Genomic DNA, 22,918 nt, shown 5'->3' on the forward strand with positions numbered 1-22,918 from the left:
TTTCTTCTGAGAGTCCCTCCAAAACTTCAACCAAGCATGAACTTTCCAAGACCTATCTCTATTTTTTCCTGTGACTCTTCACCACTGATCATTTCCATAAAATTCAATCCCTCTAGTACCTTGTCTTTTCGATTAACAATAAAATTAAAAAGAAATCTTTTTTCATGAGTATTACTTAATTGTATTTCGAATGTGTAAAACATTTCTCTTGCAACAATAAAACTGTAATCATTGACGGCTTGTTCAGACTCAAAATCGCGAATCATATCGCTAATATCATCAACTACTTCTTCCATAGTCTTCTCATAAAGTAAAAATTCTCGGAACATATTTAAAACATTAATTCCTCTATCACAAATAATAAATCTATACTCACTACAATTTTTATTGATGAGTTCTCCAAATTTTGCACCTATGTCCATAGCCACATCTCTACTTATTAAACTTCTAGATACAAAATAAGTAATCATTTCATTAGCAACTTGGAGATCCTCCATATTTTGATAGATAAACAGCTTTTTCTTTATTTCAAAAATTACATTCTCAACTGATCGTTTTGCTCTGATAAGTTCATGAACACCTAAATTAGATGCATATCTGTTTTCTAATTTATTAATCCAGGCTTGTTTAATTACCGCTTCTACTTCCTCTCCATTTTTTAATGCAGATATCATTGATTTTGCTGTATACTTATTGCCGTAAAAATCATTCACAAATATTTCTTTGTTTGCATTAACAGATATCAATTCTTGTATTGCAGTGGTAAAAATAGAAAAATTGTATCCCTCTGAAAAATCAATTTTCTTGACATTTTCAAACCACCCTAGTAGGGTCTCAACGTATTTAAATGCAAATTTTAGATTTTTCACATCAACCGCATCTAATAACGTTTTTCCTGTCATCATTTTTTTTATTATGTCAATATCGCTATCTTCAATAGGTCCCTTAATACAAATCTTTTTAAGTATTTCGGGTATTTTTTCACTTGTTACTACAAACTTTTCTTCATATTTTTTAAAAATCTCACTGTACTGTTTTGTTGGTGGATCATCCAAAGATATTTTATAATTAATATTTACACGATCTGCATCATTACAGAGTACTTCATGAGACAAAAGTATATTATAAAATATTTCAAAAGCGGACTCTTTGTAAGGAAGTTTTAGACTTTTATTTGGGAGCCTACTTAACACTCTGGTTTCTAGAAAGACTCTTATTCTCTCTAATTCCTTCAATGCAGTAGCGGGATCACACAATGCCCTATCAGTCATAACATAATCAAATAACTTTGTGACTATTTGATCCCAGTATGAATTTAAGTGCTCAAAATAGACTTGTTTTGATTTTTGGATATCCTCTGCAAGTTCTATTGCAATATTTTTTTTCATCATTGTAGTAATACTACCATAAGCACTTTTAGACGTTATATCTGTTTTTATATTATCTAATCTAGGTTTATTTAATATATCTATTATCCTAACCCTGGTTTTATTGTATAATTTACTCTTCGATTTACTGATTCCTCTCTTCTCTATATTATATAAGTATTTCAAAAATTTCAGACGACTATATTTATCCGTAAATTCTTCAATATGAAAATACAACAATTTTTCTAATTTATTAATGATTCCACTTTGATCAGAATTCTTAAACTTATTTCTTATTGCTTCTACAGAATTTGATTCCATGTTTTCAGTTTCATTCTCATCTGCTATTTCTTGACACAGTTCGTTCATCGTTAGCAAACATTTTGTTTTTTCGTTTTGCCCCAAATTATATTTTGGCATAACCTTCCACCATTCTTTCAAGTTAATTTTATGCTCCTTTTGAAGATGTAACCCTTTAAAACAAAAAAGTGATATAAAGTAAAAAATGACCACCACAGTTATATCTTGTAGTAGCCATCATAGAATAAAATATTTAAATCCTGCAGAACAACTCAACAGATTGTTCAGCCTTTTGTTGACTTCGATAATACCCGGACAAACGATCAAAAGGAATATAGTTACCGTTTGAATAGGTTGTAATTGCCGCACGGCCAATATAAAAACCAGCATTTGAACGCATCACTTAATACTCAGTAATTTCTAGGACCTCTTTGTACTCGATTCCATCAATTCTCATCTTCATACATCCTATTGATTCAATTTTGTACAAACTTCAGAAAATACTGCCATTATTTTCGTAAAACTAAAAGCTTGGAATTCATTCATTCTCTTTACTCTATTTAATTTTAGGCATTAAAGCTTTAGTTTCTCCTAATGCTGTAAGTCCACTATAAGCGGATAATACTTCATCTTTCCAAGACCATCTATTTGAACCAATTTTATTCTGCTTCAAATAGTCTCCACCACTAATCAAGCACACTACATGTTGGGCACGAGTAACAGCTACATAAAAAATACGGGCTTCTTCCTCCAAATGATTTTGATTATATTTTCCAATCCATTCCTGATAACGAGATGACATTCCCTTTTCTCCTTGAAGGCATACATCCAATCCCCAATTATCTTCATCAATGTCAAAAAACTCGGGCATCTGTTTATCATTTAACAAAGGTCTCTCGATATTTGGAATAATAACTATAGGATATTCTAAGCCTTTTGCCGAATGAACCGTTGAAAATCTTACTGCATTTTTCACTTGTTGGTTTTCTTCGTCCACCTCAGCATCATCCATTGCTAACTCTGTCAAGAATGCATTTTGGAACCGTTCTAAGAACTGCTGCATCGTCAAGGCTTCAGCATTCATCTGTTCTCTTGACCACATCACGAGTTTCTCAAGATTTGCCACGGCTTGAGCATTCCCTCTTGATTTATAATATTCTCTAATTTTTGTAAATTCATATAAACGAATCAACAATTGCGGAACAAGTTCAATCTTAATACGTTTTCTGAATTCCTTTATTCCTTTATACCAATCCAAACATTCAGGGGTTCCCTCAAACCAATCGCATAAAGGAGTTACTGAGTCAGTTTGGCGATAAATATGAACCGGAGCTTTAAACGGTAAAAATGGTGTCTCTAATGCAAGGTCTAAAGAAACATCATCACGATACTTCATCATTGCTTGCAGCATATAATAGCAATTTATTATCTCATTTCTTTGGAAAAAACCTCCGCTAACATCTGTTACAACTGGAATATCTGACTTAAGTTCTTTGAATTGCTGCTCATAATTAAGCATCTGATCATTCGAACGAAAAAGAACGCAAATGTCTTTGTATTGTACATTACAAAGACCCTTTCCATGCATATCTATCTCTTGACTTTGAAACATTTTTATTCGCTTTATTAATTCCTCCACCAATTCATTTTTATTACGACTGTAAACATGATAATACTGAAATGGAACCATACTATCCTGTGGTACATGTGCTTCATTTGGGGTAACTAGTACATCTTTCATCACACTATATCGTTCCCCCATACTGTCAAATAGCGCTGATTGAGCCTCGTTTAACGGCTTTGTTGGGCGACGCGAAGCATTTAATGACAACATAGTCACACCATTTTCCTCAGCCATCTGTTTGATAATTGAATCATCTGCGCCGCGGAACCCATAAATAGCCTGTTTACGATCTCCTACAACTAAGACATGTCTTAGTTCTTGAATTAATTGATCAATTATTGTTTTTTGTAAGCGATCTGTGTCTTGAAATTCATCCACAAAGAGGTATTGGAATCTGCGCCCTAAAAGGGGGGCAATAGTACTTCCATTTTGCTGCATCATAGTTGCAGTCTTGTGAAGTAAATCATTGGAATCAACCCCGCCTAAAGACTCTTTAATACTCTTATATCTCTTGTCTAAATTATTCAAAAAGGCAGCAACCGCCACACGATATTCTTTCCCATCATCATTTGGTTGATTTACTGTTTCATTGTAGAGATCTTCAATTTTCCTACCATTTCCACGTACCCGTTCATACCATTCTTCTAATTTTGAACGCATTTCATGTATAGCCCAAGGTATTTTATTAGATTGAAACAAGATTGACATCTCTGCATTTTCTAAAGCATAGTTCATTGTATCATCTAAAGCTCCAAGAAAGTGTCTGCGGGCAATCAAAACCTCTGTTTCGTGCGGTACGTATTCCTGGTAACCAAATGTTTTAAGCATCATGGAACAGAAACCATGAATAGTTCCAATAAAAGTAGATGACAATCTTTCTTTCTGTGCGAACCAAAATTTACGCTCTTGTTCGTTATCCTCTAGTTCAGACTTCCTTAACAGATTTTCAACACCTTCTTCAAGGCGTTGGCGCATCTCATCAGTGGCTTTATTAGTAAACGTGATGAGGGCGAAATCATCTATAGAAGTTTCACTTCGAAAAGTATCTACCAGATGTAATACAGTAGCTACCATCACCCGCGTTTTACCGGAACCCGCTCCGGCAGAAACAACTGTTATCTTATCAGAACCAATTACTCGATCAACTATAAGTAGTTGCTCTTCTGAAAGTTCGATTCCTCCACGTTTATTGTTTTCAACTGTAATAGAAATTCCTCCACTCATCTTATTCCCCTCCTCCAATTCCCAAACATTCCATACGAACTGGACAAGTAGTACAATGTTTACCAGCATGTTTTGGAAACTTATTTTCCTCTATAGAAACTATCCAGTTTGCTAATTGTTCTTCCGATGAATCTTTGTGCGAAAGTGTTTTTCTCGTGTAATCAGTGTCTTTATATTGAAATTTTTCGATTACATGGGATTGAATAGTTAACCTCCACCAAGAAACAGCATCAAATAATGTTTCAAATACTTCTACACCATCAATATCTTTCATCATAATTGATTGGGCACGGGTTTCATCTTGTTTTTTTGTAGCACTTAGAAGCCATTCATGACTAAGTTCATAATCTAATAACGGAATAGTTAGGATTCCAGAATTCAAATAGTTAGGCACATTGAAAGAAATAATTTTGTTATCATCACTAGGAAGTGTGACATCAAATTCTTCATTCTCCCCATCAATTATTCTTACTGGATACAGTCCACGCTTACTTGCATGAAATTGAAGTTGGTCTTCAACTTGACGTTCAACGGCTACCCATGTCTTAGAATCAAAAGTTGGGAACAACTCTGTTACTTGATCCTTAACACACTTTTTGGCTTCCAAAAGAAAGCGAAACAATCCATCTATCTTCTCATCTTCTGATCTTAGGACCCTCGGATTTGGCCATTCACCTGTATATTGAGCTAAATTTGTATAAATTTTATCTAACCAAATTCCTTTTGCAACAATATTAAGTTGCCATTCAGTGCGGTAAACCATAGCCTCTGGATGCAGTAGTTCTAAACGATATCGTAGGGGACATAACCCATAATGGGCAAGCTCATTTAACTCATACCTTTTTCTCCGTGCAGGAGGCGGAGGTGGAAAGACTGGTGGGACTTTGGCGAGTGAGATATCTAATTGATCAAAAATACTGCTAACTTCAGTAGGCTTATTCATTAGCCTTTCAATTTCGCCAAGATAAACACTTTTTTGAAATGCACGTTCCCCATCCTTGCTAGAGTATGATAACCAAAGCTTTTCACTTGCAGAACGAATTACGGTTAAGAACATATAACGTTCTTTCATCATATGATTCTCTCGATTGTCCTCATAAAAAGGCCATGATTCAGAGTACAATACTGGAGAGTGCTGACTGTCAACAGCTACATACAAAACTGCTGGCTTGTTAATTCCATCCAATGTTTCTGGAGTTACAATGCTTAAACGGTGATCTTCTTTACCATGATCGTCGTTATCGTTGTTGTTATCCTCGTCTTCCTCCTCCTGCTCAGTAGTACCCCGAGTCAGAGCGTGAATTGCCTCTCCAAATTCACTCGATGTGATATCTATAGAATAATAACTCCCAAGTTCTTCGAAAACCTGTTGAATTTGTTCTAGAACTTCTTGTTCTTCACGACGCAGCCGTTTTGGTAATAATTTTTTCATTTCGGCTTGCAATAATTCAATATGAGATGCAATTGTTTTTTGCCCTCTAACAAACAACCGAACACATGCACTTTCTAGAAGTGAAACAACTTCCTTCCACCTTGCTAATGTATGATGATCAAGTTCAAGTAAATGTAAAGGTAATCTTTTATATTGTGTTTTATGTTTCAGAATAAGTCGTTCCAAAACCGAATTCCACTGTTCCTGAGTTTCACAATCACTAAAATACTGATGTTTTACAGAGCGAAACAACGATGCTGAATCTTGCAACCGCGGCCCAAGCCAACCTGAAGCCAGAATTGTCTCCAGTTCGTCCATTGTCAACTTTAAATTTCCATTTTCCCATATACGGTACAAAGTCAATACAAAACGACCAACTGGTGTGAGTAACAACAAACGAGGTTGAATAGACAATGTAACCGGAATTGGTTCCGAAGAACTGTCCGAATAAAATAATAGTGGGTTCATCGCTAAGTGATCTCTAAAACGATCAATAAATTCTTTAGATCTTCTCATAACAATCACTACATCATCAGGTTTGTACGTTTTGTCTGCGAACCAAACTTGCAGTTGGTCGATACAAGCCAACATTTCCCTATCACGATTTGGATATTTTTTTATGATAATATTTGAAGTATCCCCTGCGTAGTTCACTGTATTATCAGAAAATAGATTTGATTGCAAAAAGTTTAAGTCTTCTTTTTTACTATTGGGATCGGTCTCCAGAACTTTATTTGTAATATTCGGAACAGAACTGTAGGTGTTGCTTATTATTTCAAATCCTTTAGGTTGATTAGGATTTAAGGGAACGACAAAATATAGTTGGATTTTTTTATTCAAACAAGTTTGAACAAAAAGCTTCTGCAGTTCAGTAAAAAATGTAAATCCTTCCATTATCACAACTGATTCTGGAGCAAATCCATTAAGCAGAAACTTCCTAGCAGCAGTTTCAAATAGCTCTCGATTTTTTGCTTTCATTTCATTATGAAATGAATTATGTATTGCAATCAAATACCTACCCAATTCTGGATTCACAAGACAATCTAATTTTTCCTGCGGAAGAGAAGTGTATCGCAAGTCAATACCCTGAGTTGCTAAATCATAAAAAACACGCAAAAAAGAATTCGTGTCCTTATGAAATAAATCATGTAGCAATATATCGTCAGCAGCTACTTCTTTTAAAGCTCTTTTTAGAAAGGTCTTTTCCTCTCCACGTGTAGCAAACTTAACACCTTTTTCTTTCAGAACTCCTTTAAGAAAATCATTAAACAAGGCACACTTTTTATCCTCCCATATTTGAGTCCTAGGAATTAGCTCCTTACGTTCACGAGCCAATGCTTTTGTTGCAGTGACATATAAATAGGATTTACCCATAATCATCTCTTGTTTAATTAATGCATCAGATGGTCGAGAATTCTCATACGTACATAAGTAAGGCATTAAAGCCCTCCTACCCTTTAAATTTTTTCAAGTTTCATCTTTTTTACATTTTACCATAATTTACGCTCATAGGAAGATAGAACTACTCTTTTAGCGTACCCTTCAAACCCTTTTTTAGAAAAAAAAGAACACTCCCAATAGGAATGTTCTTTATCTTCACTTCAAACCCCACGCTTATTACCCCACAACAAAGTGTGTAACTGCGGGAGAACTTTAACTTGTCTCAAATCTGAGGAAGCCATGACTTGATTAATCAACCATTCATACTTCTCTAATAGTGCAAATGCCAATCCTTCTCTATCTAATGTCGTTACATCGCTATTACCTACCTGCAAAACCAACCTTATGTGAGGATATCGTTTATGAGCTTGTACTGCATACTGAAGATCATCTTCATCAAAAACGACTACTTTAATACATATTTCATTTGAACTATTTTTCAAGTTCTCCATAACCTCGTCTAATTTTTCCCAATCAGTTATCATTCCTGAACTTGGTGGTTTCGGGGAAATCGTCAAGTCATCAATATCTGCCATCCACTCTTGCCATCTGCTTCCTTGTGTCTCCAACCCAACTCGAATTCCTTGGTCATGAAGCAGATTCACTAAGTATCCAATATTCTTTAAGAGTGCTGGATTACCGCCAGAGATGGTTACATGCTCAAAAGTGTTTCCACCAAGAATTTTCAATTCATCCCAAATCATTTGGGCAGATAATTGTTTAATTTCATTCTTTGCAGAACCGTCCCATGTAAAGGAAGAATCACACCATGAACAGGAATAGTCACAGCCAGCTGTTCGAACAAACATTGTTTTTTGTCCAATCACCAAACCTTCTCCCTGAACAGTTGGACCGAATATTTCCAGCACCGGGATGGGCTTTTCCTTAGAAGTCAATCTGCCATCCACTCCCGTCTTGCTTCGGCATAGCTGGTTGGTGTTTCGAATAACCGGACAAATTCAGTTCTTGCATCCACGTCTTTTGATGAGTATTTATCAGTACTTAGCGCTGTTTCCATCTGCTCATAAAGCCAAACGACCATGTTTTCAGCAGTCGTATTCATTAACGGCAACGTCTCATTTAGATATCTGTGGTCTAAGTATGGCTCTATTTGCTCACGCCAAATTGTTTTTATCATTCCAAAATCTATCGTCATGCCAATTTCATTTGTATATCCACTTACTCCAAAAACAACTTTATAGGTGTGACCATGTAGATTTTTACATTTACCCTCATATGCATGCAAGTGATGCGCCGCGTCAAAAGTAAATTCTTTACTGACTAATACTCTGCGCTGATGATATTTCAACTGTTCTTGAGTAATATCCTCTTTAAACTTTTGCAATGCATCTACAATGACGAATTGCCCTGGCATTTTGTTCATAACATCTGCTCCGGATTTCTTCCTTGCAAAAATCTATCCAAACCAGCTTTTCTCAACTGGCAAGCAGGACAAGTACCACATCCATCACCGATAATACCGTTGTAGCAAGTTAAAGTCTTTTGGCGTACAAATTCAAACGCCCCTAATTGATCTGCCATTTCCCACGTCTCTGCTTTATCAATCCACATTAACGGAGTATGAATGATAAAATTATGATCCATCGCTAAATTTAACGTCACATTTAGGGACTTGATGAAATCATCCCGGCAGTCAGGATATCCACTAAAATCTGTCTCGCAGACGCCTGTTACAATATGTCTAGCATCTACTCCTTTAGCAAATACTGCGGCGAAACTTAAAAACAAATGATTACGTCCTTCCACAAATGTGCTGGGAAGTTCACCATCATTATGAACAATTTGGAGGTCATTACGTGTCAGAGCATTCTGAGTTAGTTGACCGAGCAAGCTCATATCAAGTAACGTCCACTTTACTCCAAGTTCATCGGCGATTTTTTTAGCACATTCAATTTCTAAAGCGTGCCTTTGTCCATAATTAAAGGTGATTGCTTCAACTTCGTCAAAGTGCTTCATTGCCCAAAACAAACAAGTTGTACTATCTTGACCGCCACTAAAAACTACAACGGCTTTTCTGTTTTTTTGTTCCATAATCTTACCCACTTTCTCACCATTCTCCCTTAATGATAACAGATGTACTATTTTATCGAAAGTTGACTATTTATCGTTGCCCACAACTAATCTAATCTCTACAACTTCAAACAAATTAGGAAACTTCTCTTTAATCTCTTCTAACAGACGTTTACCTTGGACTGGTGGGAGGGTACTATAACCATTCTCAATGAGTAATCTAATATGTCTTTTTATAGAAGGCCTGATTTGAGAATTGTGATTTATTCTTTCGAGTAGTTGATAAATATTCCCAACGTCTTCATAATCAAGATCATTCCGAATTACTTCAAGAAGGTTTATTTTGATCTGCTCAAGTTGAAGTTTTCTTTCAACCAGTTCTCTTAATTCATAAAAGTCTATTGATTGCCACTCATCAATTACGGAATTGAGTTCAGATTCAATCTGTGAACCCTCCATTAAGAGCTCAACACATGCAATCATTTTTAATTTAAGTTCCTTAATTGGCTTTAGAATTTCTAATTGGACTTGAAGATTTAACAAATACTTAACTAAAGTGCGCGGAGTTAAAGCAAGACAGTTTTTTAGATTTGATACCTGCTGCACATTAGTTAGAATTTTTCTTTTCTTCTTCTCTAATTCAGACAAAGAGAACTTACCATCATCAACAATTTCTACTCCCACTTCTTCATAAGTCGCTTGCATACCACACTCAATAAGAAAATCAACTACTTCCATTAAAGCCTGGTCAAATTGCTTTGATAATTGATCAACTTCATTGTTTAAAGCAAATAACCTATTAAATTGAATGACTAACTCTGGTTGTTCTAATTGTTGTTCCAGCAGCGTATAATTCACAAGGTCTTGTTGTCGAAGAAATATCTTTTCGTTAAAAGTACAAATTTGGTCTGCAAGTTTAATCCATTCTGATTTACAAGAACCCATTAGAAATGGAATCATCGTTAGTCTTTTTTCAATTGATTGCCTAAAGCTTTGATGAAGCAGTTCAAGATAACCACTATAGCTTTCTTTTAAGTTTGATAAGAATTCCTTCAAGGTTAGACTACCTATTGTAAAGCTTTCTAACGTTTTAGAAGGTACAAGACTTAATAACCATAGATCAAATTCTTCATTCGCTAATACATCATCATCTGGAGTCTCATAAAAATTTTCACGTAACAAATACCAATCTGAATAACATTCATCAAGCAATGACATTAATTCTTTGTTGAAGGGAGATTTTCCTTTCGCATCGGAAGTCCATGAGGATTCGCTATATATTCTGGCTTGTTGCGCCCAATTCCTCATTCCGTGCACAAATACAGGTAGCTTCAACCCAAGAGCTAGCTCGAGAGATTCAAACCATATTTTACGAACATTTTCTGCCTGATATATCCATTTGGAGGTTTCATATTCATTCGAGATTTTTTGAAATGTATTTAATTTTTCTGAATACTTCATCGTTTGAAAGTTGGTAATTTGAATGCCAACGTAGCTACGATTTACATTTATAGAGAACTCGTCATTTTTGTCTAGTTTAATAGGATATCGTGTTCGATTAACAACTTCATTCCATTGAATAACTGAGGAGGTTCGAGATGTGAATGAGCGGTTCATATGTACCCCCTTTATAACATCATGTACCAGAGCAGCAACTCCAGATCTAACAGGTAATAATAGTTCATCGTTTACTTCTTTTCCTTCTACCCAATCTCTGACTACCTCTTTTTCATTGAAGACAGCATTATTTTCATTTTTATACTCTATTTGAAGCGGTAGTTCTTCCCTTGTATTACCTGCTGCTATCTTGTTTAACTTAATAGATATTTGATTTTCGCTATAACCAAAGTGCTTTAACAGGGGTTCAGAAATTATCATTTGAATTGCATCCTCAGACGCATACCATTCAGATAGTGTTTTAATAAACATATCTTCATGCTCCGCAAACATTTCCCTGCGTATAAGTGGAATAACTCTACTAACATGCTTTTTACCTTTTAGAAAGAAGCGTAAGATTTCCTTGCTATTCAGTATCATGTAACGTAATTTACCTTTTCCTATAGGAATAGCATCGTATGTGCGTCTTAGCATGTGACTATTAAATGGGAGCAACTGAACTCCAAGATAATTTAAATTACTATCCTTGTCGCTTTCCTCTGGCAGGATACCAGAACATTGTTTGTAGTGCGGACATTTAAGAGAGCAGTTGAATCCCTGCGTCGCTTTCAGTTGGGTAAGATAATTTGCTATATATGGTACTACTTGCTTACGATCAAGATTGAAAAAGTCTTTCCCAGACTCATCCGATAGCCATAGCTTTTTTACACGATCATTAATAGTATCAAGATTCTGTATTCTTTGTGTGAGACTAAACCCCTTCTCTGTATCCTGAACTGCACCAGGTGTCAAACCAATGACCACATCCCAGCTCCCTTCTTCTAATGTAATAAGTTGATCAAGGATACTGGTTGCGTAAATATTAACTGATTGAACTAAATCATCAATCAACAACAAAGGACGGATTCCTCTGCTTTTTATCTGCAAAGACATTTGTTTAAAAAGGGTTCCGATATCTTGTCCCTCGAAAAGAAAATGGTCCAACTGCCGCGAGAGATTTTGTCGAAATGCTGCGTATTCTAATGGAATATGAAGGGTTGTATTGGCGAGTAAAGTTTCAAACTGTTCCCGATGCATCACCTCTAGTGGATTTTTAATTTTTCCTCGTTTAACTTGTGATGTAAAATCAATAATATTTTGCTCAATCACCGGCCTTAACAATAGTGCTGTTGGAACGATCTCCTCATCGGACTCCATAGCTTCCGCTAATGTTGTCCAAACCATTTGGTTAACAAGGGTTATGGGCTTTTTAAGCAAAATCCCCCACCTGTCTTCATCAATACAAACATCTAGGGATAAATTCAGTGTTTCTAAACATTTTTTGATCAGGGTCTGAGGATTTAGTTCTGTTCGTGAGATTCGTATCACGGGTCTATCTGATACTTCCGCTACCCACTTATCTTTTAACCAACGAAGCAGTTCGGATTTCCCCGATCCTGTCGAACCGAATACTAAATAAACTCTGTTGCCACTAGTATCAGTTTCTTTGAGTTCTCCCAACAATTCATCTTCCGTAACCTCAGCGATTAACTGACTACCGTTATACCTATGCATTACTTGCGGAAAATGCGTTCTTCTGAAATACTCAGGTGATTGGTCATATCGCTCATCTGCAGTACCAGCTAAAAGTTTAAGCGAATTTTTGTTGAGACAAGGAAGCATTAGTATCACATCTCCCCTCTACCTTAATCCAGTTCAATGTATTTTTTGGCCCATAGGATTTATATGGAAAATCTTGCACATAACTCAATTCTATTTCCCCTGCCTCAGCTAATCCCATCAATGAAAAAATAATCCCTTTATAAATATTCCCTTCTGATGTTAAGCATGGAATAACCGGGTGAATAAATCTTTCACAGAATAGATGTAATCCACCCTCCCATGTCTCGTTTCTTTCAATAATACTTCTCATTAATGAAAGTTGTGGAAGTGCATAAAAACCTGAGTAGACACGTCTCCCCAATCCCCAACATTCCATCATACGCTTCCATGCATTTACTTTTTCATGACCAACTACTGTCTTCATTAATTGGCTATTAACTTGGTAATGAATATTACTCACAAATAGTCTATCTGGCTTTACAAAGAACTCTTCAAAAATTGTCGTAAATAAATTATCAAGTGAATCGCTCGGCATATTATCAGAAGTTGAAATCCCCCTTAATCTCAGAAAAACTTCTTTGTTAGACCATGCTTTATTTTGTGACACATAAAATCGTGCTTTGTCTTTATATATGAATTGTAAATCTTCTAATACCGTCAAGGCACATTCGATTAAAGAGGTAATGTCACCCTCTTCCCGATACTGGAACTTTGTTTTTAACCCATTTGCATCCATTCCAGGCTTAGCTCTTAGTTCCTCATAAATTACTTCAATTTCTGGCCCGTAACACATTTGGAACAACATGTTCGCCCCTCCTCTGCTTATTTTCTAAAATATCTTTAAATGTTCTTAATAAGTGATAATAATTGTGGACTGATCTTAACTTCATATATTCTCTCGGGGAGGGAATAAAAATCTGTTTTGCATTAATTTCACATACAGGGCATTCACAATGAAGTGGATTTTCCAATCGAGGGCTTGTGGGTTTTGCTCTGGATTCTGATAAAAAAAATGTTCTAAATGGTCTACTGTAAAATACCTGAAAGAATGCAGCGGCCATTGTTGGTCGAGTTGAATCAAATGACTTTACTCCAATATCAACCATCGCATGAAGTTGAGGAATCCCTGTTACTCCAAAGACATGAAGGTTGGCAGATCCAACAACATCTACAGCTCTCCTAATCATTTCAATCTGTTCAGTCTGATGCTTAAATAACAAGGACCCGATCCCGAAATTTTCATACCCCATCTTAATTAACTCATATGCTGAAAACTCTATACTAGCTTGGTCATAACCTTGGATTACTCCCATTGGTTGAACAAATTTAGGAAGCTCATACTTATTAAAGAGATTTAAATATTCGTACGCATTAAATAGCGTTCTTTCTATGGCCATGTATCGTTCAGATAAAGAGGTCTTATTTAATAGGGGTTCATCAAAATGAACCATTTGAATTTTTGCCGTTGAATCGCAATCTTCCAAGATTGATAGTTGAATATCAAAAACATCTTTTAGTGGTGGCCTACTTTTTTGTTTAACATAAAAAACTGATCCACAATCTAGTATTAACTTTTTAGGTTTGTTTCTATACTTCTTTACTCCTCCTCTATTGTCTGGAATTGCACTTATTAGCACCGGACACGTAGGGAAGTAGTCACAAAAAATTGCATCACTATGTGACCAACCAATATAAAAATCCACAACACGAACCTCCTTTTCATACGTGATTATACGTGATATTTTGATTTTAGCATATTTTTCTTCACATAACTACTCTAAAAAATATAAAAAAAGAAGCCTTCAGGCTTCTTTTATCCATTGTCTCCATATTTCATATATTAATCCGCGCTGTTCATCATTAAATTTGAAGCGACCATTATTTACATTTAAGACAGGATTATCTCTGTCAAAGAAGTTTCCAGTCCAATTTTCATAATGAAATTTCTTTAATAACAATGGACGCGGCAAAATTTGTGAACCAGTAATCCATTGTTCAATGAAATATCTAATATAGCAATACCACGCTATAGAGGAATCAGCAATAGATTTTTTTCGGAACTGTTTCCTTTGTACCACAGAAAGGTATCCTAATTCAGAGTAATCATTCATTAAAGAATCAACGTACTTGATTAAATCTTTGGTTAATTGAGGATATAAACTACGCTCAATTCGATAGTTTAGAAAATCTTCAAAAATATCATGCAACGATCTGATGGTCATTAGTTTAGTGGAGTTACTACTTATCTTTTCTCCCCTCTCTATTAACCGTTCAAAACGTTGATAAGACAATAATTGATGAACACAGTAACTTGGAAACTGTTGTACTTCAGATACAATTAGAACAACATACTCATCATTCTTACTACCATTGGGCAATTTGTATGTAAATTGTGGGTTTTTCACTTGTAATTTGTTATCAATTAAACTCACGACAGTATCATAATTGACTAAAATGACGTCTTCGCCAACTACATCAGACTGAACTACTGGAAATCCCCAATCTTTGATCTGACCTAGGGGCAAGACAGTAAAATAAACTTTATTGTTCTTTCTCGTTAAATTGCTTATGTTCTCAAAAGTAAAAAACATGGAATTTCCCCCAACGCAAATATGCCTTAGTGTACCACACTAAGGCATATTTGCGCACTATTTATTCCACCGCTTCTTTAATTCCTGAATTTGACTATAATATACATGTGTATTATGGAAGCCTCTTCGTCTGTTCCTATTGTTACCCCTGAATACTATGACATCAATTCCAATTTCCCTACATATATTACAACCACATTGTTCCCATGGTCTTTCAGATAAAACCTCTCTATACATGTCCTCATGAACTTCACGCTTTTCACCAAGTATTTTGTCATACTCCAGTATAGCTTCAAGTGTCGAATCTAACTCTCTTGTCCCTGCGCTGAACTCTCTAAGAGCGCCCAAAGCCTCTTGTTCAAGTCTTCTATATTCCGCAAACTCTATTTCATCACTATTTTGCAACATTTTTTTCACTCGACCAGATGTTTCTTTGGCTTCTGGAATTCTAATCGCTGTATAATGTTTTCCATTTAAAGAGTGGTAATTATGCCCTGTTCCTAACCATGCTCTTCTCAATGGTGAAGAAGAGTCAAATGATGTCACGCCCAACTTATGGAATGACTCCATTGTTCTCACATCTCGTGCAACACCAAATAAGTGCATTCGAAACGTAGGGCTTGGAATAATAGGCGCTATTTCTTTTAAAATTTCATATATTTTTTCAGATTGTTCTCTGGCTAAACCACCTAGGGCAACATAATCGTAACCTAACCCAATAAGATGCGCAACCGCTCTTCGGAAAGAAGGCGGGTCCCACCCTTGAACTATACCTATCGGATGGAACTGATAGTTCATTATTTCTTTTCTTTCTCTATACATGTGTAAAAATTCTTCCGCCATCGTAAGGGTTAATTCATAACGCTGATTTCGAATGTTTTCATCTTTTTGAAAGGGTCCGACTATCAGATGATCAATAGATACACCATAATCTAAACCTAAAGTATGATAGTAATCCATAATTTCTTCGGTCGTATACGGTGGTACATCTTTATCAATATAACTAAAAGCACCGCAATCACCCATAATAGGATACTCTCTAGGTAGTTTATAAAAATCGTGCAAACCCATTTCTTCAATCATCTGATTTTTTTGTTTGGTGGCACTATCAATGTTTACTTTAGAGACAAGTAACCCATCAAACTGTGGTCTATCGAATATCTGGTGAGCATACACATCATTTTCTAATGGATTTCTATTTTTTTCTGAGAAATCAGTCATAAAATCATAATTAGGATCTACCCTATCATCATTCTCTGGAAGGTAAAATCTTGGTTCCTCAATGCAATTTATAGCGACCAACTCATCCGGTACAGGGAACATTTCACTAAAGAACTTTAATAAATTTCCACTATCCGATGTTTCATTAAATAACTCAAGTTGTTTAGTTGAAGCAATCGAATCTAAAATAAATGATCTAATTTGATCAGGATGATGTATTATTGTGCTCCATTTCTGATCAATATCAGTTGTAATAATATTTCTTAATAAATGTGCAAAAAGATAACCTTTAATTCCGATCAATCCATATTTAAAGGTTTTAGCTTCTTTTTCACCAATAGTTAATACATGATAATCATCCCAATTTAAAATTCTAGCACGACTAGATGCTCCAGCAAAAAAGATAACCTTTTGATTTTTATCCAGATTCAGTGGCCACTCCACAGCTTGTAAATATTTATCTCCGAGCAAGAAAAAAATAAGATCATATTCTGCAATTTTTGTTTGTAGTACCTGCGTAATTTTGAGTTCTCGCGCCCATCTTTTTATAGACCGTGAGTCCATCGTGTTAAAAGTTACTTCATAAGGCACAATTTGCTCATCTTCATTCAAAAGGCCATAACCCGCTGAAATAATGCAAAGATCAATGTCCCCTCCTTGCTGACGATATTCTTTAATACCATTCATTAGCGCAAGATGTTGACTACCGGTGTACATTTCATCAGCACGTTCTTTAAATTCCAATAATTCTTCTTCTCTTCTTCTCAAGACTTCTTTATTTTTAAAATCGTCAAATACAAGTTGATTTATAGGTTTGTGTAACTTCTCTCCAGTACAAGAAGTCACAACAAGAATACGGTTTGACAAAAACATCCCATCCTTTAACACAATATAAAATAGGGCGAGAACGCCCTATTTTCAAACAACTTTTGCTTGTTTAAAGAAAATTCGTTTAACAATAATTGCAGCAACTAATTGAACTAATGTCTTAACAATAATTTGGCCAACGATAGCTAAAAACACAGCATTCCACGGAAGAATATTAGCCCCCAACGGTGATAAACCAATAACAACGAAAATAATACTATCTAAGATTCCACCAACAATTCCACTATACGCTACCCTTAGATGAAAAGGTAATTTAAGACGGGAATAGATTTCTGTATCTGTGGTCTCAGATACTGCAAATGTAATAATTGATGCAAAAACAATCCAAAGTGTATCTCCCAGTAAAAGCGATGTTAATGCTGATAAAATCATTGCTAATAAAATAAGCAAATAGGTCCTGCGTCGACCAATGAAATTTTGAACAAAATCACGGAAAATAAATGTTGCCCCAATTATAAAAGTCCCTGCCGGAACAATGAAGGGACCGATAAAAAATGGGGGTACTCCTGCTGTTACAACATTTGATGAAACGATAGCCAGTAAATAAGCTACGATGGTTAAATATTTAATTTTACATCACCTCTTCAATTTGATCCATCACCAATTATAACACCACTTTTGATTCCGACCTACCCTCGCTAAACTAAATCATACTACAAATTTCGACTCAGTTTGCTAAGAAATATTTATTAAGGGAGGTATTTTTTACTTTAAGTCGAATAATTAAATGAGAGATTAAACTTTTATAGATTGGTTGAAGATGGAGGTTATTTTTTTGAATAATTATGGAAAATCTGCTATTCGAGCAGTAGAACTCATTCAATCCGGTGAAGTTCCTTATACGGAAGATGCCTGGAAAAAAGCGACCACAGAATTTTTCACAATTAAAACCAAGGCATGTCCCAGAAGTGCTTTTTTGGGGCTTTGCGAAGCAGGCTTAATAAAAGATGTTCATCAGATACATATCAAACAGCCTCTCAAAAATACAATTAACAAAGATCATGCGATTGAAGCTGTTCAACTGCTCACAGAAAATGAAGATTACGCTTCATACAAATCGCTTCAGTTGTGGAGGATTATTATGCTAGGAAATCAAAAGTCACATAATTTCCAAATGGACGTAGTACTGGCACTATGGAACAATGGCATGATTTCTCCCGCTAAAACTTATATTATGGCTTAATCTTCATAAAAAAATAAATGCACAATCCAGACTGAGGTATTCCCGGTCAAGTAGACAGTGCAAAAATAAAAAAAAGTGCCAGAATAGCTCGATCTGCCTATAATCAATGGTTAAATGGAAGCCATAGCCCCTACTCACATTGTGAAGCGGTAGCCCGGTAAAATTTTTGCCGGGCTGGCTACTTAGTTTCATTTTATAAATTCGATAATCATGCATCTCTTGCGAAAGCAATTGGTCTGAATCGGAAACACTATGCTCGAAACTAAATACGCATACCATTGCGTCATCAGCGGCCTGCTCATTACATATCTGTTGATCCGTCTTTCAATACAAGGTGGGCTTGGTCAAAGCATTAAAAAGTATAAGTAATTTCCGCCTACTTGCTCACAATTAGGTTGGGCCGCGTTTTTTAAAATGGTTTTTCTGTGCTTTAACCTATACGTTTAACAAGAAGGAGAATTGTTAAATAAATGGATTGGCTTCAGATTTCAAAGATCGGGCCACACTCACACTGTTGATTCGATTATAAATGCTTCCCATTATTATTTCTAAATACGAGTTAAACTTTTATTTTATAACTTCTTATTAAAATGGCCTTGAAGCCCTCCGATACATAACCTGCTTATCCCCATCAAACAAATTCCGATAAACCACCTGCCCACGGCTTGAGAAGGCATCGACTACCTTGCCATTCCCTGCATAGATTCCTACATGTGTTATATCCATAAAACAACCATTTCGTTCATAGCTCCAAAAAACCAAATCACCCGGTGCTAAAATCTCATATTGAATTGCAAGACTATTATCTACAATATAAGGTGGCTGTTCTGCCGCTGTATGTAAGACAAGGGAAGTGACTTCCAAAAGTACTCACTCTTATTTATAACGAAATATCAATTCCACAGATCCCCCCTGATTATATACAATCCACTGCACCAGCTTCTTCAACGCCCCATTCTTCTCTTAACTTGTCACCGCTCACTGCAATGCTCCACAACTCCCTAAACCGACCTGCCCGTTCATATATCTGCTCAATAGTCGGATAATTTCCTTCATCTAATATAACTTTCCGCAAATCCTTCAACTCTTCCTCCTGCTTCTTTATCTGTCTAGACCGAATAGCTTTATACTCCAAAAATACCTGCTTCGTTAGCATGTCCTCTTCATATAACTCATGCAACTTGTCTAACGTTATCAATCATGCTTAACACCCGTATACCATTTCTTCTGCTTGAATAGTAACTATTTTGCTATGTATCTTCATTTCTACTCAGCTAAGATTTACTCGCTTATTCGAATAGATTTAATTTCCCACATTCATATATTGAAGCTACCTATTAGGCTATAAAGAAAAGCCTACCTAAAGATCAGACTTTACTTCAACTTATCCATTTGATCAATCCTTCCCACCAAACACCTCCCCCATCATCAAAGCCCCCATCTTAAACCCATAAATAAAAGCTTCTGTCGAATGCATTGAGCATGATTCCCCAGTTAAATCAAACGTTTCTTCAAGAAGCTTGAAGTCATTTTCAGAAAGGATATTTTTGAAATACTCCTTGGAGATAGATATTTTCTTATTAAGTGCTCGGTACTCAGGATTTTTAGGCACAATAACTTCTTCAGGTCGAATTTCTCCAAAATACAGTTGTTCTAATATACTGTTGCTCATTACCTAATTCCCCTTTGTAATTTCGTTACTGAATATTTTAGCGATATTTTCGCTAAAATTCAATAGCGAATAATTCGCTAGGATATCCTAGTAACGGAGGTGTCAGGTATGTACGAAAGAATCAGAAATTTACGTGAGGATAAGGATTTGACGCAGACACAGATTGCTGCACATCTAAACTGTAGTCAACGGATATACAGCAATTACGAACGGGGTGATGTTGATATTCCTACTACGATTTTGATTAAGCTAGCCGACTTTCACAATACCAGCACAGATTACCTTTTGAATAGAACAAACGTTAAAAAGCCCTACCCCAGCGACTAAACAAATTAAACAAAACCTAATCACCAAAATGGGTTGACTTTTCATCTTTCCATTATATAATCTCAATAAATAACTTCAGACAATATTCAGGGACGTAAATTACGACATTCGTAATCTGCGTCCTTTTATGTTGTCTTGAACATGGGAGGTTTACCAATGCTTGAACAATTAGGGCTTAATCCAGACGATCGAGCCATTATCATCAATGCTGATGATTTTGGCATTTCACATTCGACCAATCAAGCGATCATGAGCTTGTTCCACAAGGGTTCTAGTACTTCTGCATCGCTGATGGTTCCTTGTTCAGCAGCTAATGAAGCTGCGGATTTGTGCAGTAAGTCTAACAACAGCAATGTCAACGTTGGAATCCATCTGACGCTTACAAGCTCAGAGAGTGATTCCTATCGACCTGTATTCCAAGGTTATCCATTAAGGAGCTTGGTTACAGCCGATGGTTTCCTTCCTACAGATCCTGCAATGATCGAAAAGAAGGCAAAGCCTGAGGAAGTGAGAATGGAGCTAGAGGCACAAATTGTTAAGGCTCTCTCTATGGGGATCGATGTTACTCATCTGGATAGTCATGCGGGGACTGTGATGGGGGTATATGCGGGGCGCGATTTTCTGGAAATGGTGTTTGATTTATGCGAGAAATATGAGCTGCCTTTTAATCTGCCTTTGCGTATCGTGGAACAGCGATTTTTTAGCAAAAGTCTAATTAGGTTATTTGAACAGAGGATTCAATCGGCTAAACGGCGCGGGATTCTTTTGATAGATGATCTAATCGCCCTCCCCTATCATCTCGACACAGAAGAGAGCTATGCGGATATGAGGGATGATGTCATTCGCAAGATACAGACCTGCAAGCCAGGCATTACCCAAATTGTAGCTCACCCCGCGATCGTGACGGACGAACTTAAGAGATTAACCCCCCATTTTGTCAAAAGAGAGCTGGAATACCAACTATTCAATGACCCTGAGGTGAAGCAAGTACTCCATTCTGAGGGGATACATCTAATATCATGGAGGGAAATTCGAGATTTGCAAAAGACAATGAAACGAGGTTGTTAACATAAAAAAACGCTCGGCTATAAGCTCAGCATCTTCATTGTGAAAGGTATTTATTTTGAGAGTCCTTTTGCCAATCATCAAGTGCATATGGGCCGTGTTTATGTATGATAGCAGTTACTTCGAGCCAAAATGTCCTGAAGTAAGTGGGGTTCTGTGTATTCCTCCTCTCGCCCATTCATCAGCCATCAACCAACCATCATGATGAACAGTGGATTTCCCGCTAAAGCTATTGCCACTTCTTCTATCTTGCATTACAATATAGCTAAACTACATGGCAATGCAAGGTAGCGTTAGGAGGGTGTAATATCCTTGATACCATCACAGATGTTAAAAGGAACCTTGGAAAATTGTATATTAAAAGTGATCAGTAAACAGGAAACCTACGGCTATGAAATTTCGCAACAATTACAGGAATATGGCTTTACAGATATTGCAGAAGGAACCATTTATCCGCTTTTACTTCGTCTTGAGAAGAATGGTTATATAACAGCCGAGTATCGAGAATCGGCTCTCGGCCCCAAACGCAAATATTTCTCTATTACACCAGCTGGAGAAAAAGAATTGGAAACCTTCATCGCCAATTGGAGAGAACTGGAATGTGCTGTCAATCAAGTATTCCATATAGGAGGAAAAGAGGATGAACACTAAAACCAGAATGCTAAACCGTAAGAATAACGAGTTGGATCAGAAGTTAAATAAAGAGAATAGCATCGTCATGACCGATATGGTGTGTTACCTTCGTGTGGCAAATATCTCGGAGTACCATCAGGAAATGGTAAGACAGGATTTGCTGCAAATGGTTTTATCCGCTCAGCAGCGCAGTGCGTATATTAAAGAGGTGATCGGTGAAGATTACAAAGCCTTCTGTGATGAAGTGATAGCTGCATTACCGCCTATTAGCCCAAAAGAGCGGTTCCTTGATTTTGCTGATATCATTCTTCGCTGCATCGCTATTCTTGGTGTAATCAATATTATCATTTCGAAAGAGATGTTTGAATTGATTCGCAACGCAGTAACCGGACAAACGCTTGATTATCAGCTGTCCATTTCTGTAGGCACATTGTTAAGCACCGCCGTTATCGTTGCCGCTGCTTCCTTTATCGTCCATTTTATTGGCAGACATTCGTTTGATACCCAAACAACGAAAAGCAAAAGCAGCTTAAGGGAGAATATAATGGTTGGTTCTGTTAGTGGGGGACTGACGGCTGTCATTCTGTTACTTATGCTTTTTGCTAAACAGACACTTTTTACAGTTAACATTTTTATAGCATGCTTATTTATCTTGGGAATCTATGTTGCACATAAAATACTCCAGAACAGGAGATTGTGAC

General features: G+C 36.3%; 20 protein-coding genes. 5 read left to right on the forward strand and 15 right to left on the reverse strand.

From position 1 onward, the window contains the following. Nucleotides 1-26 precede the first annotated feature (26 nt). The 12 genes from BLS49_RS05035 to BLS49_RS05090 all read right to left on the reverse strand — a co-directional run bounded on the left by BLS49_RS05035 (nucleotide 27) and on the right by BLS49_RS05090 (nucleotide 17,907). Nucleotides 27-1,808, reverse strand: a complete 1,782-nt coding sequence (locus BLS49_RS05035; RefSeq protein WP_091227229.1) for a hypothetical protein — start codon at nucleotides 1,806-1,808, stop codon at nucleotides 27-29. 415 nt (nucleotides 1,809-2,223) lie between these two features. Next, entirely contained in the window at nucleotides 2,224-4,515 is a 2,292-nt protein-coding gene (locus tag BLS49_RS05040; protein ID WP_091227231.1) for a UvrD-helicase domain-containing protein, read from the reverse strand. Nucleotide 4,516: 1 nt separating this feature from the next. Continuing rightward, entirely contained in the window at nucleotides 4,517-7,387 is a 2,871-nt protein-coding gene (locus BLS49_RS05045) for a PD-(D/E)XK nuclease family protein (protein WP_091227232.1), read from the reverse strand. 161 nt (nucleotides 7,388-7,548) lie between these two features. Beyond that, complete coding sequence (queE, locus tag BLS49_RS05050) at nucleotides 7,549-8,283, reverse strand: 7-carboxy-7-deazaguanine synthase QueE (RefSeq protein ID WP_091227234.1); 735 nt, start codon at nucleotides 8,281-8,283, stop codon at nucleotides 7,549-7,551. After that, the gene (queD, locus tag BLS49_RS05055; protein ID WP_091227236.1) at nucleotides 8,280-8,771 is read right to left on the reverse strand and encodes a 6-carboxytetrahydropterin synthase QueD; all 492 of its coding nucleotides are present in this window, start codon (nucleotides 8,769-8,771) and stop codon (nucleotides 8,280-8,282) included. Before queD ends, queE begins: the two co-directional genes overlap by 4 nt. Then, complete coding sequence (gene queC / locus BLS49_RS05060; RefSeq protein ID WP_091227326.1) at nucleotides 8,768-9,439, reverse strand: 7-cyano-7-deazaguanine synthase QueC; 672 nt, start codon at nucleotides 9,437-9,439, stop codon at nucleotides 8,768-8,770. The genes queD and queC overlap by 4 nt, the downstream gene beginning before the upstream one ends. A gap of 66 nt (nucleotides 9,440-9,505) precedes the next feature. Beyond that, nucleotides 9,506-12,697: a hypothetical protein gene (locus tag BLS49_RS05065; RefSeq protein ID WP_091227238.1), complete on the reverse strand. Its 3,192-nt coding sequence runs from the start codon at nucleotides 12,695-12,697 to the stop codon at nucleotides 9,506-9,508. Further along, nucleotides 12,666-13,442 (reverse strand): hypothetical protein, encoded by a 777-nt coding sequence (locus BLS49_RS05070; protein ID WP_091227239.1) that lies wholly within the window; start codon nucleotides 13,440-13,442, stop codon nucleotides 12,666-12,668. Before BLS49_RS05070 ends, BLS49_RS05065 begins: the two co-directional genes overlap by 32 nt. Then, complete coding sequence (locus BLS49_RS05075) at nucleotides 13,408-14,340, reverse strand: tRNA guanosine transglycosylase family protein (protein WP_091227240.1); 933 nt, start codon at nucleotides 14,338-14,340, stop codon at nucleotides 13,408-13,410. Before BLS49_RS05075 ends, BLS49_RS05070 begins: the two co-directional genes overlap by 35 nt. A gap of 99 nt (nucleotides 14,341-14,439) precedes the next feature. Then, nucleotides 14,440-15,228: a hypothetical protein gene (locus tag BLS49_RS05080; protein ID WP_091227243.1), complete on the reverse strand. Its 789-nt coding sequence runs from the start codon at nucleotides 15,226-15,228 to the stop codon at nucleotides 14,440-14,442. A gap of 57 nt (nucleotides 15,229-15,285) precedes the next feature. Beyond that, a complete protein-coding gene (dpdA, locus tag BLS49_RS05085; RefSeq protein WP_091227244.1) occupies nucleotides 15,286-17,316 on the reverse strand; it encodes a tRNA-guanine transglycosylase DpdA in 2,031 nt (676 codons plus the stop codon). Between the two features lie 51 nt (nucleotides 17,317-17,367). Continuing rightward, entirely contained in the window at nucleotides 17,368-17,907 is a 540-nt protein-coding gene (locus BLS49_RS05090) for a VUT family protein (protein ID WP_091227246.1), read from the reverse strand. Between the two features lie 205 nt (nucleotides 17,908-18,112). Here BLS49_RS05090 and BLS49_RS05095 point away from each other — a divergent pair, with 205 nt between their 5' ends. After that, nucleotides 18,113-18,520, forward strand: a complete 408-nt coding sequence (locus BLS49_RS05095; RefSeq protein ID WP_091227248.1) for a DUF6979 family protein — start codon at nucleotides 18,113-18,115, stop codon at nucleotides 18,518-18,520. Between the two features lie 585 nt (nucleotides 18,521-19,105). Here the strand turns inward: BLS49_RS05095 and BLS49_RS05100 are convergent. The 3 genes from BLS49_RS05100 to BLS49_RS05110 form a co-directional block, all read right to left on the reverse strand. Then, on the reverse strand, nucleotides 19,106-19,384 hold the full coding sequence (locus BLS49_RS05100; protein ID WP_091227249.1) for an NlpC/P60 family protein: 279 nt from the start codon (nucleotides 19,382-19,384) through the stop codon (nucleotides 19,106-19,108). Nucleotides 19,385-19,436: 52 nt separating this feature from the next. Then, on the reverse strand, nucleotides 19,437-19,718 hold the full coding sequence (locus BLS49_RS05105; protein ID WP_091227251.1) for a hypothetical protein: 282 nt from the start codon (nucleotides 19,716-19,718) through the stop codon (nucleotides 19,437-19,439). Between the two features lie 198 nt (nucleotides 19,719-19,916). Beyond that, nucleotides 19,917-20,192 (reverse strand): DUF6809 family protein, encoded by a 276-nt coding sequence (locus tag BLS49_RS05110; RefSeq protein WP_091227252.1) that lies wholly within the window; start codon nucleotides 20,190-20,192, stop codon nucleotides 19,917-19,919. Nucleotides 20,193-20,300: 108 nt separating this feature from the next. Here BLS49_RS05110 and BLS49_RS05115 point away from each other — a divergent pair, with 108 nt between their 5' ends. The 4 genes from BLS49_RS05115 (at nucleotide 20,301) to BLS49_RS05130 (ending at nucleotide 22,917) form a co-directional block, all read left to right on the forward strand. Further along, complete coding sequence (locus BLS49_RS05115) at nucleotides 20,301-20,519, forward strand: helix-turn-helix domain-containing protein (RefSeq protein ID WP_091227254.1); 219 nt, start codon at nucleotides 20,301-20,303, stop codon at nucleotides 20,517-20,519. Nucleotides 20,520-20,675: 156 nt separating this feature from the next. Continuing rightward, nucleotides 20,676-21,587, forward strand: a complete 912-nt coding sequence (locus tag BLS49_RS05120) for a polysaccharide deacetylase family protein (protein ID WP_175471315.1) — start codon at nucleotides 20,676-20,678, stop codon at nucleotides 21,585-21,587. 309 nt (nucleotides 21,588-21,896) lie between these two features. Then, the gene (locus tag BLS49_RS05125) at nucleotides 21,897-22,235 is read left to right on the forward strand and encodes a PadR family transcriptional regulator (protein ID WP_091227257.1); all 339 of its coding nucleotides are present in this window, start codon (nucleotides 21,897-21,899) and stop codon (nucleotides 22,233-22,235) included. Then, complete coding sequence (locus BLS49_RS05130; protein ID WP_091227258.1) at nucleotides 22,225-22,917, forward strand: DUF1129 domain-containing protein; 693 nt, start codon at nucleotides 22,225-22,227, stop codon at nucleotides 22,915-22,917. The genes BLS49_RS05125 and BLS49_RS05130 overlap by 11 nt, the downstream gene beginning before the upstream one ends. Nucleotide 22,918 lies beyond the last annotated feature (1 nt).

The organism is Fontibacillus panacisegetis, assembly GCF_900102215.1.
GTDB lineage: Bacteria > Bacillota > Bacilli > Paenibacillales > Paenibacillaceae > Fontibacillus > Fontibacillus panacisegetis.